The organism is Chitinophaga sp. XS-30 (assembly GCF_008086345.1).
In the GTDB taxonomy this organism is placed as follows: Bacteria; Bacteroidota; Bacteroidia; order Chitinophagales; family Chitinophagaceae; genus Chitinophaga.
Window position 1 is genome coordinate 1770738 of sequence record NZ_CP043006.1, and the last position, 16369, is coordinate 1787106.

Genomic DNA, 16369 nt, shown 5'->3' on the forward strand with positions numbered 1-16369 from the left:
CTTTCATAGACCTCCGGTATGTGGTAACAAGCAACAGGCATGAAACCCTTTCACACCTGTTGCTTATTAGTATTATAGAAGAATCTCCAGATGATACGCTTCGGTCATATTTTCGATGATCCGTTGTACTCCTGTGCCGTCTGTTTTACAACGATACATTGTACCTGACGTCATAAAATCATATACGATCCAGTATAAGTATTGATTACCCGGGTCTATTTCCAGGTCTCCTACTCCGCTCATAAATTCCTTGGGGATCGGCAGCTTCCGGAGCGTTCCCGAGCCATCCCGCGCACCCACCAAAATCTCGTTGTTGCCGGCGTCCATGATATAAACGTGCGTGTCATCTATTGCAATGCTTGTTGCTGAAGCAATACCATCACTGCCATCGAATAACATTTTAGCTTCCTGTTCTGCCTCGCCATTCATGCTGCCTTCATAAGTCGCTATAAACATTTGATCTACCCAGTATATTTTCCCGCGGGCCTCATCTATTTTTAGTCCTCCGGGAATTATTTCTCCCAGCTTGTAGATCTCTTCTGCTCCGGCCCCGTCTATATTTATTCTCAGAACGTGATTCTTGCCGGAAAAGGCAAAGTCTGCCGCAGCTATATATACCCTGTTCTGGCTGTCAAAAGCAATATCTATCAGCATGAAGGTTTCCGGAAACGAGCAGATGAGGGTGGGAGGGATCGTGCCATCCGTGCTGCCGTAGTAAACTTTATTGATGTCCATCCAGTACAGGCGCCCATTCTTTTGATCAACTGTTAGCCCATTGGGATAAACGGCGGCGTTGTCATATAGGATTTCTATAACGGGATTGCCGTTTTCATCCATCACAGCCTTGTAGATCTTGCCCGGTGATGACCAGAAGATCTCTTTTACCCCCTTTGGTATTTCTTCCACCTCAAATCTCCCTGCCTGCACCGTATACGTACCCTGCTGTATAACAAGCGATACCATACCTGGCTCTAAAGCGGGCACTTTCACCGTTACGGAAGTGGCGGTGGTTGCCGTGACCGTACCTTCCGTTTCGCCGAAAAGCACCTTGCACTGCCCCTCCTTGAAATTATATCCGTTGATGGTGATCTCCGCGCCGGGCCTCCCCCGTGCGGGCAATACCTCCATGACCATCGGCAAGGCAATAACAGCCGCGTCAACCGTATAAACAGGCCCTGTAACAGCCGAATCTACCTGCCCGCTATAGTTATGCCCCCCGATCGGGTTCGTCCTGTTAAAATTGAATTCCAGCTTCCCGGTAACAGCGTCTTCCGGTATTTGTATCAGCATACTGTCCGGCGACATGGTAACGATATGTACCTCGGCATTGTTGATACGGACTTTTGCGTCTTGTGCCAGATGCGTGAAATTATGGCCACGTACAACCACGTAAGTACCGGCAGGCCCGGCAGCCGGTGAAATACTATTAATGGTCACTTTGCCGAAGTCCCGCACATCCAGCACTTCCTTGCGGCAGGCCATGAATGCGCACATCAGCACAGCGATGAATAAGTATATATGTCTTTTCATGATGTTATTCTTTTACAGGTTGAACTGGAAGCCCAGGGTATAATAAACACCGGGTTTGTAATCGCGTATGTAATAATCTCCCCGGATGTATTTTTTGTATTCCGTACGAATGGGACCATGTATGGTCCATTCAAAGTAAGTAGGATCGGTGTTGAACTTTTTGTTGAAGTCGTTGTCTACATAATGACGGATCGCCGCATTCAGCAGGTTTTGCGCGGCTAGTCTTACGCTGATCCTTTTATTGATCTTCTGCAATATGGACAGATCGAGCAGATGCCTGCTGCGCTCAATCATCGGGGGCTCCAGCTCTACATCTCTTCCACCGGAGGTATTGGTGATGATCCGCTCTGCGAGTACATTGTATTGCAGGGATATTCTGCTGCCGCTGGCTTTATGATCATAAAAAAGACCGGCGTTCAGTATCCAGGGGGCGGCGCCTGTGAAAGCCCTTTTTTCACCGCCGGGATAATAATTGAGGTGTTCCGGCGCATCCACCATCAACGCCTGGTTGCTTGCTTCTGTGAAATTATAGCAGGCATTGACGATAAGGCCCATATGCTCGAATACATCACCGCCCAGGAAGCCCAGTTGTTTACGTATTTCCAGCTCCATTCCATAGATACGGGCAAACGGCATGTTGCTGTGTGTGAACCCGGGAACGCCGGTGTTGGTGTTGGCCATCGTTTCCTCGATCGGCTGCTGGATATACTTGTGGTAAAAGCCGGCGGACATGGCTTCTCCCGGGGCAGGATACCATTCCAGGCGCAGGTCGTAGTTGTCGATGCGCGCATCATGCAGCGTAGGCTTCCCTATATAGGTAAATCCATCTGAAGGGTTATAGGTAACGAAAGGAGAAAGTTCGCGCAGTTCCGGCCTGTTCAGTGTTTTGCCATAGCTTGCCCGCAGCTGCCAGTGATCATTCAGGTGCAGCGTGGCGTTAATGGAAGGCAACCAGAAATACTGATGCGTGGGAGGCGCTGTGCCAACAAGCACCTGCTGGCCGGCTGAGTTGGGCAAATATTCCTCCAGCAATTGCCGCCCTTTCGTGTCCAACACAACGCGTTTGGAATATTCCACGCGCAGGCCGCCGTAGATATCCAGCTTCATCATCGGGCGTTTGCCCATCGGCCAGCGGAAGTGTACGGGAAGATTGGAAGCCAGGTAGCCGGCGAGGTTATCGAACGTGGCGGTGTACCCGTTCGTTTGCGCACCCCCTAATCCTACTTCCTGTACATTGGTGTACATGCGCAGATTTTTTGTTTGCAGCGCATACAACAGGCTGTCGCCGAGGTTATCCCAGGGGCTCGCACTGAAACCCAGTTCCGGGAAGTTCTTGTAAGCCAGTGCGCTGTAGAAATATCGCTTGCGGCGGCTTTCCACGAAAGCACCTGCACGTAGCAGGAAATCTTTTTTTTGTTGCAGCGGGGTGAGCGTATAATCTATATTTCCCTGCCAGCGCTGTTCGTCTCCCTCACCATCCGTAAATCGCCCGACCACGGTGTTTTTGCGCGTAGCCGCGTTTAACCGCCATGTTGTTTTATCTGTAGGAACGAACTTTCCCAGGCCAGCCACATCACCAGTGATGGAAGCATCGTCCGGATGATAAGTATTGGAGAACTGGTTGGGATCTTTCATAATGCCCCGGGAATAGCTGGCCGTCCATTCCAGCAGGTGTTTTTCATTGCCTGTCTTGTGTGAGCCACCTAGCATTCCCATGTAAAGGTCCTGCCTGTTGTAGGCATTCTCCATGCGGCGGATAAAGAGCGAAGCAGCCTCGCTCGTAAACCATTCGTTGACGGTATTGATCTGCAGCACCTGCTTCGTACTGCGGTTCATCAGGCCCATAGCGGTGATCTCGTTCCTGTCATTGATGATCAGCGAGAAGTGCTGCATGGCTGCCAGCCGTACGCTGGAGGAATAAACGGAATCATATCCCACACGGAAACCCGGAAGTGTTAAGGGCGTAAGCGCCACGCCCGGGGCAGGGAATACCGTATCTCTATACATATTGGCGCTACGTGCCGTGTTGGAATGATAGAAGCTGCGTTGATTTTCATAACGTCCTACCGTTACACTGTTCAGTTTCAGCTTGCCGATATTGGCGTAAGTATAGTAGGTTGCATCGCCCTGCAGGTCTGCCGGATGATATTTTTTGCTAAGGTTCCAGGATTTGACGCTGCGTGCCAGCAAAGCATCCGTAATGGCGGCGTTCGGGGTCAGGTAGGCGCTGGGTACAGACGGTACGTCTTCCAGGATGATCATGCCATAAGGATTACGCGGCATGTTCACCGGCATCGCCCGTGTACCATCATCAAACCCCAGCCAGTCATATTTTCCACTACCGGCCTGCACATGATCATCGAAGAATTTGTTGCCTGTGCGGTATTGTGCATTCAGACTGATCTCCAGCCTGCGGATGGGAACGGATTTTTTTGTGTACACCTTTACCACGCCGCCTGCGAAATCAGCGGGAAGTTCCGGTGCGGGCGATTTGTACACGATCATGCGGTCGATCACGGAAGAAGGCAGCAGATCGAAATTGAATGCCCTTTTGTTAGGATCGGTAGAGGGAAGAAAAGCATTGTTGAGATAGACGGGATTATACCGGGGCGTCATGCCACGGATGCTGATAAAGCCATCCTGCAGCGTTACACCGGATACACGGCGCGCTACTTCGGAAGCAGAACGGTCTACGCTGATAGTGATCTGTTCGGAAGAAATACCTGAAGCGATGCCTCTTGCTGATCTGATCTCTTCGATCAGCTGCCGGTCGTTGGTCGTAATCACGCGGTCTGCCCGCACGGTCACTTCCCCCAACTGACGCTTGTCTTTTTGTAAAACAAAATCCAGCGTGGAAGTAGAATCGTCCTTTACCGTTACATCTGGAATTTCCATATAGGCATATCCCACATAACTGATGATGGCGGTGTAATTACCAGCAGGGAGCGTAATGCTGAAGTGCCCGTTGGTATCCGTTACGCCGCCGCTGTTTCCGATGCGGATATTAGCACCGGACACGGGTTGCCGTTGTTCCTCGTCGATCACTTTACCGGTAACCCTGCCCTTTGCACGAACGGGAGCAGCCGGTGCGCTGTTTTCCTTGCTGATGATAATGTAACCGTTTGCTTCCCGGAATGAAAGGGAAGTGTTTTGCAACAGGCCTTGCAGTACCTGCTCCAGTGTTTTGTTGGTGTATTCGGTAACAGGAGCTTTGTAACCATTGGTGTTGGCAGCATTAAAAGCGAGTTTAAGCTCAACCTGTTTCCCTACTTTCTCCAGTGCTGCCGTCATGCTTTCGCCTGTAAAGCGAATGCTGATCTTTTTGGATAAAGCGGATTGTTGTGCATACAAATGACTGCCCGTAAAGAGGCATACCAGTAGCAGGAGCCGTTGCCATAGGCGGTACCGCGGTTTTGTCCGACTGAAAAATTTCATACCTTCGTTCTAGTTTATTTTGTTATAAATACCGGTACTTCCAATACCGGGGTTTGAAGACGCCTGCTTCCAACAGGCGTTTTTCTTTATTAGTGAATGATCACCGCCATACTGTCTTTCCGCCATTCCGCACGGTTCCCGTTCACTATGCAGATAACTTCCAGCAATGGTCGCGCGGCTGTTCCATATTTGACGGGCAGGCTATATTGATTTTGTTGTACAGATGAGTCCCCCGCTATGACGGTGATACCATAGAGTTGTTGCATCAGGCCGGCCATTTCTGCAAAACTGGCTTGGGAAAGACGAACTTCCCCGCTCGTCCATTCACCGATCTTTCCGGGATCAGTATGCATGGTTCGCGCCCGGGCCTTCGCAATATCGTAGAACACCCTGTCACCGGGCAGCAGGGTTGCAATGGCCTTCTGCTGCCGGTCAATCCGCACTTTACCGGTTTTGACGGCTACCTGCAAATGCCGGGTAACACTATCCGTCATAACGGTGAATGAAGTGCCTAATACGATCGTCTGCATGCCGTTGCGGCTCTCCACAATGAAAGGGGCTTCTTGTTTTGCAACATCGAAATAAGCCTGCCCCTGTAGTAATTGCACGGAACGTGTTTTCCCGCTAAAGCTGGCCGGGTAACGGATCGCGGAGCGGGCATTAAGGAAGATACGGGAACTGTCAGGCAGCATCACTTCTTTCAGTTCTCCGTTACCTGTTTTCAGGGTCAGCATACCAACGGAGGAGGACGTGTTCCCATCCTGTCGCCATAACATGCCAATGCCTGCGATCACCATCGCCACCGCGGCTCCGGCTGCAAGATGATGCCATGCGATCTTTCGTACAGGCTTGCGCGGTATTCTTTGCATGATCTGCTGAAAACGGATCTCCTGTGATGTTCCAGGCTGACCGGCAGCTTCCGGCATGTCGGAGAAATCAATGCCGGCTAGCTGTTCTTCCGCTTCGGGGGTAGACAAATACAAGCGCAGCAATACCATTTCACGGTCGGTAATGGTATTGTCTTTCTGTTTACGCAGCAATTGCTTCAACAGCTCGGGAGAAACAGGCATATCGGGAGGCTTTTACAGGAAGTACCCAATAACGCCTGCGAGGTAGTAACCGGTAACATTAAGTTAATATACGGGAAAGAGCAACAAGGCCAGGTTGAAGGCATAGGGAGTGACCTGTGTGCGTAAATGTGTAAGAGCAAGGTTCACCTGCTTCTTCACGGTCAGCACGGAAATACCGAGCTCATCGGCAATCTGCTGGTAGCTTTTATCTTCATCCCGGCTCATGAGAAATATCTTCTTCCGCATGGGTGGCAGGGATTGAATAACGGTATAGATGTATTGTTCGATCTCATCGAAATAGAGCTGTTGCAGCGGGTCAGACAAATCAGCGGGCACTTCAGGCAGGCTGTTGATGTCTGTATGCAGGATATGTCTGCGCAGAGATTTGAGGGCCTTGTTGCGGGTTACGGTAATAAGCCAGCCAGAGATATCGTCGCCTTCCATATCGGCCCGGTGTTCCCAGAGGCTGATAAATACATCTTGCACCACTTCCTCCGCATCCTGCAGGGTAAGGCATATTTTCGCCGCATACGCGGTAAGGCGGGCATCGTAAACTATGAATATTTTCCGGAAGGCCTCCTCCGATCCATGCCGGAATGCGGTAATAACGGAGGCTGGCACGGGAGTTTGATGGGCGACATGCATGTGAAGGCAGATTCGGCACAAATATAGCTGCAGCATATTACCAAACTGTTAAGGAGGATGTGAATGAGAAATCGTTCTCCGTGGCGTGTATGTGTTGGTAGACTTCCCGTAGGCTGGAGTGTACCCAGCCGCACAGCGCTTCGGACCTGTTGAACGCATCAATTCTGTTAAGGCATGTTCCTGTTTGTATCTAATGTTTGACAATTAATTCATATTCAATGATTTGTACTTTCTGTACCGGGAAATAACGGCTTTCTCCATAAAATTATCGCTGTTATTTCATGGTTATTTGGTTCGGCTTGTTCCATTTGCCCCCGTTTCCGGTAACCAGGAGAAGGCGTTATATGCCAGGGTCTGCAGTTAGGCATATGAATTTTATCTACAAGTATAGATATATGATTATCAGATTAAATATTTAAGTTTTATTAATCGATATTTTCTGTACCTGTTCATTATTTATGACTGTTCTCTGTCAGTGAACAAGGCTATTTATTGAACATCTTTTTGTGATTTAAAACATGTTCAGTATTTTTGATTGTTCACTGTCAGTGAACAATCAATTAAAATGAACGAATTAACGACAGATATTATCCATCGCGCCGTGGCGAAACTTAAGGAACTGACTGGTTGCACCGGACATTACCAGCCAATCGCTGATAAGGGCGCGCCAGGCATCGACGGAGTAATCGAACTGCACTTCAGCGAAGGTCGGATCATTAAACTCATGGCAGAAGCGAAAAGAGAGGTAAAGCCTTATCATATGCCCGCTTTCGAGGAAGCCAACAAGAAGTACAACAAATTTATAGTTATCGCAGACAGAATATATCCGGCTCAGCGCAGGATAATGAGGGAAAAAGGAATTGCCTATTTGGATACTGTGGGCAATATGAGCCTGGAAAAGGAGGGTATCCTTCTTTGGATAGACGGTCAGAAGCTTGCCGATGAGGAAAAGCCGGTCACCAATCGGGCTTTTACAAAGACAGGTTTAAAAACAGTATTTTATATTCTGGCTGACGAAAAAAAACTGAACCTGCCATATCGTGAACTTGCAGCTGCAACCGGGGTCGCTCTCGGCAACATCAAATACATTATCGAAGGGCTTGCTGATGCAGGATTTATCTTGCAGATAGGTAACGGGCAGAAAGTGCTTAAGAACAAAAATGGGCTATTGGATAGATGGTTGGCCGGTTATCAGGAAACGCTAAAGCCGGCTCTGCATTTGGGAGATTACGATTTCTTCAACAAAGATCTGAATAGCAACTGGCAGATGCTTCCTGCAGAAAACAACACCATTGCTTGGGGAGGCGAGGCTGCTGCAGAATTGCTGACCAACTATCTGACTCCGCAATACCTGACCTTGTACACTAACTACAAGGTGCCGATTGCTACAACATGGAAACTTATACCTAAAGCACACGGTAGGATAAAGATGTACAAGAAATTCTGGGAAAATATAGAGTGGGATGAAAAACGACTCACTCCACCCCTCCTGGTTTACGCCGATCTAATGCTAACCGGTGATCCTCGTTGTATTGAGGCAGCCAGGATTATTTATGAAAAGTATTTGAAGGATGAATTTGAGAGCTAGCAAGCACGGATATCTAAAAAAAGAATTCAGTGCAATGGAGGATGCCTTTGCGGCATTGGGAATAGATTTTTATTTAATTGGAGCCGTAGCCCGGGAAGTATGGTATGCCAAAGGAGATCAACAGTTCAGGACTACCAAGGATGTAGACTTTGCGGTGCTCGTCGGAAGCAAAGCGGAGTATGACGCGGTCAGGCAATATCTGATTCACAGAAGTGGTTTTACGGCCACAAAAGAAAATGCTTTTGTGCTGATTTCCCCTGCAGGCATTCAGGTGGATATTCTTCCTTTTGGTGAGATCGAGGAGCAAGGTGGCGTCAAAATCACCGGGTTCGGTATGGCCAGCATCAGTTTAGATGGCTTCCATGAAGTATATTTGTCGGGCACAGAGGAAACTGATCTGGGAACCGGGCATCTATTTAAGGTCGCTACCTTGTCTGCAATCGTACTTTTGAAGTTAATTGCATATGACGACCGGCCGGAGAAACGAGCTAAGGACGCCAGGGATATAGCCAATATTATTAGCTGCTTTTTCGAACTGCAGGCCGATCTTATCTATGATAACCATTCCGATATTTTTACCGGCGATGAAGATGTGCTCGATACTATAAGTCTGCCTGAAATCTCCGCAATCGTGATCGGTAGAGAATTGAAACGGATAACAGGGGGGAATGAAGATTTGTTAAAACGGCTGACATCAATTATTACGGAGCAGGCAACTTTAGCAGAAAAAAGTGCGTTTATCCGTAATATGCTGGAAGAAACCGGTCAGACCGTTGAGGAGGTCCAAAAATGGTTACAAGCAATGCAAAGAGGAATATCATGATTTTTACAGAACAACGGGAAATTCGCGTAACTCCCGCCATTCAGGTAGCGTTTGCCAGGTCTGATTTGTGAACCTGCGTGTCAAGGCTTCCGGTCGGTTGAGCCGGGTTTGCAGGCTGAATGTTCCTGTTTGTATCTAATGTCTGGCAATTAGTTCATATTCAATAATTTGTACTTTCTGTACCGGCAAGTAAAATCCTCATTTTTACTGCTAAAGCAGCGGCCCCACCTGTCCATAACATCGCCCCATTTCCCTTCCCCGCCCAAAATCCGGGGTTTTAGTTTAACTTCGCCCATATCCGTCCCAGAAAATTCTGCAAAAATCCAAAGAATCTGGGGCTTTTTTATTGAATTTTGGTCCAGTAAACTTCATTGTCAACTAACACTTCATACAACGAGAAAGAGCTGCTTTTACGCCTGGAAGCTGGCGACAAGTCCGCTTTTGATTCACTCTACTACCGTTTTGAGCCAAGGGTAAGATTATTCCTTCATCCCTTTGCAATTGGCGATACAGACATGATTGACATCGTTATCCAGGATGTTTTTGTAAAGCTGTGGCTTAAAAGACAAGAGCTATCCGGCATTGCAACCCTGGAGTATTATCTGCAAAGGATGGCCAAAAATCGCTTGCTGGATATCCTGAAGCTACGCAATATCCGGGATCGCCATAAAAAAAACTACGCAATACTGCAGTCAACATCAACCAATAATGCGAAAGAAGAACTGCAATTAAAGGAATATCTCGCTATAGCACGGGAAGGCATGGATAAAATGCCCTTGCGGCGACGTATCATCTTTTCCATGAACGAGCTTGATGGCTTTTCTATCGACGAGATCGCCACACAAATGCAAATTTCCCGTGATGTGGTGAAAAAGCAATTACAAAAAGCCAGGGCTTTCCTGAAGGAATATATATCAAAGCATGGTGACCTTCCGGGGGCAATTTGCCTGGCTATCCTGGTTTTGTTGGAGTATTAATTTTTTTTACTTACCCGTCTCCTCCGTCTTTCCACATTCGTCTTATATATGAGGGATATGATCAACAAGTCAACTATACTAGCTAAATACGCCCGGAATGAGGTGACTGCCGCGGAGCACGCTGCTTTCCAGGAATGGCTGAAAACGCGCCCGGCAGAAGAAGTGGAGGCCCTGATGAATGAATACGGGGAGATAATTGCCCGTTTGGACTTTTCGCAAGAGCCTGCAAATCCTGCATTGCTTGCAGCCATTCACCGGGAGATAAGCGGACAGGAAACAGCCGCTGAAACACCAGTCAGGCGAATGGCTATCCGCAAATGGAGCTGGGCAGCGGCCGTTGCCTTATTGCTGGCAGGTGCGGCATATGTCTGGACAACTTACCAGCCGGCGGCGGTACCAATGCCGATGGCCATCCATTCAACAGATATTGCGCCCGGTACCAACGGTGCGATCCTTACCTTGTCCGATGGTTCCCGGATAGTGTTGGATAGCCTCCATACCGATACCATTTCTTTACAGGATGGTACCGTGGCAAGGGTATCAGGGAACAAGCTTGTTTATGAAAATAACGGGAAAGAGAATATATATAATACGATGAGTACTCCCAATGGACGGCAATTTCAACTGCAATTGCCCGATGGTACCAGGGTGTGGCTAAACTCGGCCAGTTCTATCCGTTACCCTACTGCTTTTTCCGGAGCGGTGCGGGGTGTGGATATAACAGGGGAAGCTTACTTTGAGGTTGCCCGGGACGCGGACCGGCCTTTCCGGATAAATGTGCGCAACAAGGCGGAGGTGGAAGTGTTGGGAACAAATTTCAATGTAAACGCTTATGATAATGAATTGACGATCAATACCACGCTGTTGCAAGGATCTGTTCGTGTTCTTCAACGCGGTCATCAGGGCGTGGTAATAAAGCCGGGCCAACAGGCGCAGATTGCCAACACGCTTCCTCAACAGGAAAATACAAACGCCGGGGAAATAAAAGTAATAGCCGACGCCAACATAGAGAAAACCGTTGCCTGGAAAGATGGTCTGTTCAACTTCAACGGAGCGAAGCTGGATGAGGTCATGAGACAACTGGAACGTTGGTACGACATCCATGTTATTTACGAAAACGGAGTTCCGGATATCGAGCTGGCAGGGAAAATGACCAGGGGAGTAAGCCTTCAGGGGTTGCTGATCGTATTGAAAGAACTGGGTGTGCATTGCAAACTGGAAGGCAGAACGTTGACAGTATTATCATAGAACAAGCGTAAGATACAGCCGGCCACCAATAAAGGCCAAAAGCGGAAATGCAACGATAAAAATTGTAGCGTGCATTTTATTCCTGAATGCCATCGCCACAATCTCCCTTTAATGAAATATATGTTACATACAACCAACCATTTTTCATAACAAGATAAAAAACCGCCACGGCTGCTACCGTGACGGCTATAAATCCAGTTGATTCAAAAAGGTCGCAAACCAAATTTTAACAACCAAATCGTTGCAATTTATGCAAAAAATCTATTTGTTCCGTGCAAAGCGGAGCTGCAGACCGCCTGTCTGTTATGGGGGAGGGCGGTTTCTCAACCAAATCCGGAGGGTCATGAGATTAACAGTTTTATTCCTTACGGCGGCTTTTATATCCGTCCATGCAACCGGGGTAGCGCAGCATCTTACCATCTCCGGCAAGAAACTCACCCTGAAAAGAGTTTTCACCGAGATCGAAAATCAGACGGATTATGTTGTACTGGCCAACAAACGACTATTCTCTACGGACAAGACCTTTTCCTTGTCCGTTAGCAATATGCCGATTAAAGATTTCCTGGACAAATTATCGGAAGATCAATCCCTGAAATATGTCATACAGGATAAAACCATCGTGATGTCGCGCAAAGCAGCTTCAACTTTCGACATCACTGCTGTCATTGCTGACATACCCGCAACCCTTTCACTTTCAGGTCAACTGCTTGATGTCACTGACAATGAGCCCATCATCGGGAGCACTATCCGCGTGAAGAACACCGGGAAAGGAACTACCTCCGATGCATCCGGGCGTTTCCGGCTTTCGGAACTGTCTGAAGATGCAATGTTGGTCATATCATCCATCGGTTATACTGCTGCAGAGATCCCGGCAAAGAAATTCGCATCCCTCGAAGTTGGCGAGCCTGCAATGGTAAATGGTGCAAAGATCCTGAAGCTGGAATCGGGCAGTGTCATTTTATATCTGTCCAGGAGTACGAACAAACTCGATGAAAGTGTTGTAGTGGCATACGGCACCACCACGCAACGTTTTAACACCGGTAGCGTTGCCAGCGTGAAAGCGGAAGACATCGAACAGCAACCCGTCAGTAATGTACTGGAAGCATTGCAGGGAAATGTACCGGGCCTTTTCATCACCCGTTCCAATGGCAACCCCGGCAGCCGGATGCATATTTCCATCCGCCAGCAACAATCCATTCCCATGCCCGGCCAGGAAAAGAATATGCCGTTGTTTGTGATCGACGGTGTGCCCTTTGTGGAAACGCCCTTTGCCAGCGCGGGAGCTTCCGGAGATATTGATCCGATGAACTCCATCAATCCCGCGGATATCGCCAGCGTGTCCATATTGAAAGATGCGGATGCCACGGCCATCTACGGGTCAAGGGGTGCTAACGGTGTTATCCTGATCACCACCAAGAAAGGCAGCGCCTCAAAACCACAATTCGATTTTAACATTTATACCGGCGGCGGAAAAGTAACGCGCTACCTGCCGATGCTGGATCTTTCCGAGTATCTGGCCATGCGCCGGGCCGGCTTCGCGAACGACAATACGACACCTGATTTTTCCAATGCGCCGGACCTCACCGTTTGGGATACTACCAAATCCAGGGACTTCCTGAAAGACTATATCGGCGGTACCTCTAACCAGACCGAGGTGACGGGCGCCTTTTCCGGCGGAAGCGAATACCTGCGTTACCGCTTTTCGAACAGCTTCCGGCGTGAATCCACCGTATTCCCCGGCGACTGGGGCTACAAACGCTATTCCTCCCATCTGCGGATAGACAACACCTCCCGCAACGGTAAATTCGCACTGGGAGTCTCCGCGATGTACACGAAGGAATCCAACAACCAGGTGGCCAGCGATCTCACCCGCTACGTGTACATCCTGCCACCCAACTACCCGGTACACAATGAAAACGGCAGCCTGAACTGGATGGGCGGGTTCATCAACCCGGAATCTTTTTTACTGCAATCCGCCAGCTTCAAGTCAGACAACCTGCTGGCGAATGCCAATCTGCGGTACACCATATTACCCGGGCTGGATGCAAAAATCAGTCTTGGTTACAACAAAATAGCGCAGACGAATGAAACGCGCCTGCCGAAATCGTCCCTTGATCCCGGCAGCGGCACAGGAGAATCCGCCGCGACTTACAGATCCAATTACATCGAAAGCTATATCGTAGAGCCGCAGTTAACTTACAACAGAACGCTGGGTGACGGCAAATTGAGCGTGCTGGCAGGCGGCACCTGGCAACAATCCAACTTTGCCGAGCCTTATTTTGTAAGGGCCACCGGCTTCTCGAACGACAGGCTGATGAGCTCCTGGACAGCCGCTTCCACCATTACCTTTAAAAGCAGCAGCTTCAGGGAATACAAATATGTTTCGGGATTCGGACGGATCAACTACGTGCTGAAAGACCGTTATTTGCTCAACCTCACCGGCCGCAGGGATGGATCTTCCCGTTTTGGGCCCAACCGGCAGTTCGGTAATTTCGGCTCCGTTGGCGCAGGCTGGATCTTCAGCAGCGAGCAATGGGCGGAAACAGCGCTTCCCTGGTTGAGTTTTGGCAAGATCAGGGCCAGTTACGGAACAACCGGGAACGACCAGATAGCGGATTATGGATACCTGGCATCCTACGGCAATTTCTTTTACCAGTATGGCAGCGCGGGAATTTACCCCATGCGAAGCGCCAACCCCAATTATGGCTGGGAGGCCAACCGCAAGCTGGACATCGCGCTGGAAACAGGATTCCTGGATGATCAGATCTTCCTGTCCGCTTCCTGGTTCTCCAGCCGTACAGACAACCAGCTGGTGACGGCGCCGTTATCTTCCCAGTCAGGCTTCAGTTCCTTTACCGGTAATTTGCCGGCGTTGCTGGAAAGCTCCGGATGGGAACTGGATTTGAAAACGAAGAATATCAGCCGCAAGCGCTTTTCCTGGAGCAGCGCTTTCAACATCACTATACCGCGTAACAGGCTCATCTCTTTCCCGGGGGTGGAAAAGACGGCATATGCCTATGTATTTATAGAAGGGCAGCCGATCAATAACCATAGCGGTTATCATTATACCGGTCTGAAAGATGGCATAGCCACCGTTGAGGATCTCAATAAGGATGGAAGATTTACAACGGGGTTGTTGCAGACAGCCAATGGAGATTACCAGATCATATCCGCCAGCATTCCGGATTTCTATGGAGGATTCAGCAACTCGCTCAAGCTGGGCAGGTTCCAGCTGGATGTGCTGCTGCAGTTCGTGAAGCAGATCAAATCCTCTGTTCGCTCGGCAGTGGGCATGCAGCCGGGAGGGTTGTCCAACCAGGATGACCGCATCATTGCCGATGGCTTCCGGCCGTCCGTACTCTCCGGCAGCGACGCCACCTATGCCTATAAAAATTATTACCTGCTTTCTGACGGCAACTATTCAGATGCCAGCTTTATCAGGCTCAAAAACCTGAACCTGTCTTACCAGCTTCCATCCTCCTGGACAGAACACATCAGGTTGAAATCAGCCGGAGCATTTATCAGGGCGCAAAACCTGTTTACCATCACCAGTTACCTGGGATTCGATCCGGAAACCGGCGGAGCCGTGTTGCCGCCGTTAAGGCAGATCATAGCCGGCATCCATTGCTCACTTTAAACAACAAGGAAATGAAATCACAATTCTTTTTATATACCTGTATAGTGTTATTGGCCGGATCCATCATGAGCAGCTGCAAGAAACTGATCGAGATCGGTCCGCCCAGAGACCAGCTGGCATCTAACAATGTGTTCCTCGATTCAACTACGGCGGAAGCAGCCCTGGCAGGCTTATATGCCGGCGTGGCGAATCCCAGCCCCGCCAGTGACATGAGTACTTCCATCACCATGTTCAATGGCATGTCGGCGGACGAGGTGTATGCTTTTTCAATGAATTACTATGATGACTTCACCAATAATTCATTAACACCAATGATATATTATGTAGATGGGTTATGGGGCACGATCTATAAAAACATCTACATCGCCAATGCTGTTGTGGAGGGCATGGCCGAATCTCCCCTGTCCGAAGCATACAGGCAACGTACCACCGGGGAAGCTAAATTCCTCCGCGCATTATGCTATTTCTACCTGGTGAATGAATATGGCGCCGTGCCGTTGGTGACATCCACCGATGTACACACCACTTCCAGACAACCAAGGGATAGTGTGGACGTAGTGTATGACCAGATAGAAAAAGATCTTGCCGATGCGAAAAGCGTATTGCCGTCTACGTTAGATATATATGGCGGCAGGCGGATACGTGCTACCACCTGGGCCGCGGATGCATTGCTCGCCAGGGTGTACCTGTACCGGGGGAAATGGCAGCTCGCTGAAACCATGGCTACTGCCGTCATCAATAATCCGGGACTGTTCAGGATGAACGATTCCCTCAACCAGGTATTTCTCGCCAACAACGAAGAAGGCATCCTCCAGTTCGTGAACGGCATTGCCAGTTCATGGATGGCCAACAACTTTGTTCCTTCCGCACTGAACATAACGCCCAAGTTTGTAATACAGGACGGCCTCTTTGCGGATTTTGAACCCGGAGACAAGCGGAAAACCAACTGGGTAGGCTATAAAAGCTACGGTGGCACCGACTATCCCTATCCCGCCAAATACAAGTACATGGCGGGAGTAGGCGCTGTTGAATATAACCAGGTTCTGCGCCTGTCGGAACAATTCCTGATCCGCGCCGAAGCCCGGACGCAGCAATCCAATTACATACAGGCCGCAGCGGACATTGACAGCGTAAGGTTGAGAGCCGGGTTGCCTGAAACCGATGCTGCCGACAAAGCTGCGCTGATGGCCGCTATTGAACATGAACGCCGTATCGAATTTTTCTGCGAATGGGGGCAACGCTGGCTGGATCTCAAAAGATTGCCCGGAATCAATGATCCGCTCAAATCCAGGGCAGACGAAGTATTGTTCCTGCTCAAAGGAAGTAAATGGCAATCGACGGATGCTTTGTATCCCGTTCCGCAATCTGCTATCAATTCCAATCCAATCCTCAGCCAGAACGAAGGATATTTCTAGT

The 16369-nt window shown here is 49.2% G+C and carries 10 protein-coding genes; 6 read left to right on the top strand and 4 right to left on the bottom strand.

Annotated features, from left to right (window positions below; translation table 11 throughout):
- Positions 1 to 72: 72 nt before the first annotated feature.
- From FW415_RS07460 to FW415_RS07475, 4 genes are all read right to left on the bottom strand, one after another.
- The gene (locus FW415_RS07460) at positions 73 to 1530 is read right to left on the bottom strand and encodes an IPT/TIG domain-containing protein (RefSeq protein ID WP_148383642.1); all 1458 of its coding nucleotides are present in this window, start codon (positions 1528 to 1530) and stop codon (positions 73 to 75) included.
- Positions 1531 to 1542: 12 nt separating this feature from the next.
- Positions 1543 to 4965 (bottom strand): TonB-dependent receptor, encoded by a 3423-nt coding sequence (locus tag FW415_RS07465; protein ID WP_148383643.1) that lies wholly within the window; start codon positions 4963 to 4965, stop codon positions 1543 to 1545.
- A gap of 89 nt (positions 4966 to 5054) precedes the next feature.
- Positions 5055 to 6035 (bottom strand): FecR family protein, encoded by a 981-nt coding sequence (locus FW415_RS07470; RefSeq protein ID WP_148383644.1) that lies wholly within the window; start codon positions 6033 to 6035, stop codon positions 5055 to 5057.
- A gap of 63 nt (positions 6036 to 6098) precedes the next feature.
- The gene (locus tag FW415_RS07475) at positions 6099 to 6680 is read right to left on the bottom strand and encodes an RNA polymerase sigma-70 factor (protein WP_168208716.1); all 582 of its coding nucleotides are present in this window, start codon (positions 6678 to 6680) and stop codon (positions 6099 to 6101) included.
- 565 nt (positions 6681 to 7245) lie between these two features.
- Here FW415_RS07475 and FW415_RS07480 point away from each other — a divergent pair.
- The 6 genes from FW415_RS07480 to FW415_RS07505 all read left to right on the top strand — a co-directional run bounded on the left by FW415_RS07480 (position 7246) and on the right by FW415_RS07505 (position 16368).
- Positions 7246 to 8268, top strand: coding sequence for a type IV toxin-antitoxin system AbiEi family antitoxin (locus tag FW415_RS07480; protein ID WP_148383646.1), 1023 nt, complete (start codon positions 7246 to 7248; stop codon positions 8266 to 8268).
- A complete protein-coding gene (locus tag FW415_RS07485; protein ID WP_148383647.1) occupies positions 8252 to 9091 on the top strand; it encodes a nucleotidyl transferase AbiEii/AbiGii toxin family protein in 840 nt (279 codons plus the stop codon). The genes FW415_RS07480 and FW415_RS07485 overlap by 17 nt, the downstream gene beginning before the upstream one ends.
- Positions 9092 to 9462: 371 nt before the next feature.
- Positions 9463 to 10068, top strand: coding sequence for an RNA polymerase sigma factor (locus FW415_RS07490; RefSeq protein ID WP_148383648.1), 606 nt, complete (start codon positions 9463 to 9465; stop codon positions 10066 to 10068).
- Between the two features lie 57 nt (positions 10069 to 10125).
- The gene (locus FW415_RS07495) at positions 10126 to 11316 is read left to right on the top strand and encodes a FecR family protein (protein ID WP_168208717.1); all 1191 of its coding nucleotides are present in this window, start codon (positions 10126 to 10128) and stop codon (positions 11314 to 11316) included.
- A gap of 343 nt (positions 11317 to 11659) precedes the next feature.
- Positions 11660 to 14953 carry a SusC/RagA family TonB-linked outer membrane protein gene (locus FW415_RS07500; protein WP_168208718.1) on the top strand — a complete coding sequence of 1098 codons (3294 nt, stop codon included), beginning with the start codon at positions 11660 to 11662 and terminating at the stop codon, positions 14951 to 14953.
- Between the two features lie 11 nt (positions 14954 to 14964).
- A complete protein-coding gene (locus tag FW415_RS07505; protein WP_148383651.1) occupies positions 14965 to 16368 on the top strand; it encodes a RagB/SusD family nutrient uptake outer membrane protein in 1404 nt (467 codons plus the stop codon).
- The last annotated feature ends 1 nt before the right edge of the window (position 16369 follow it).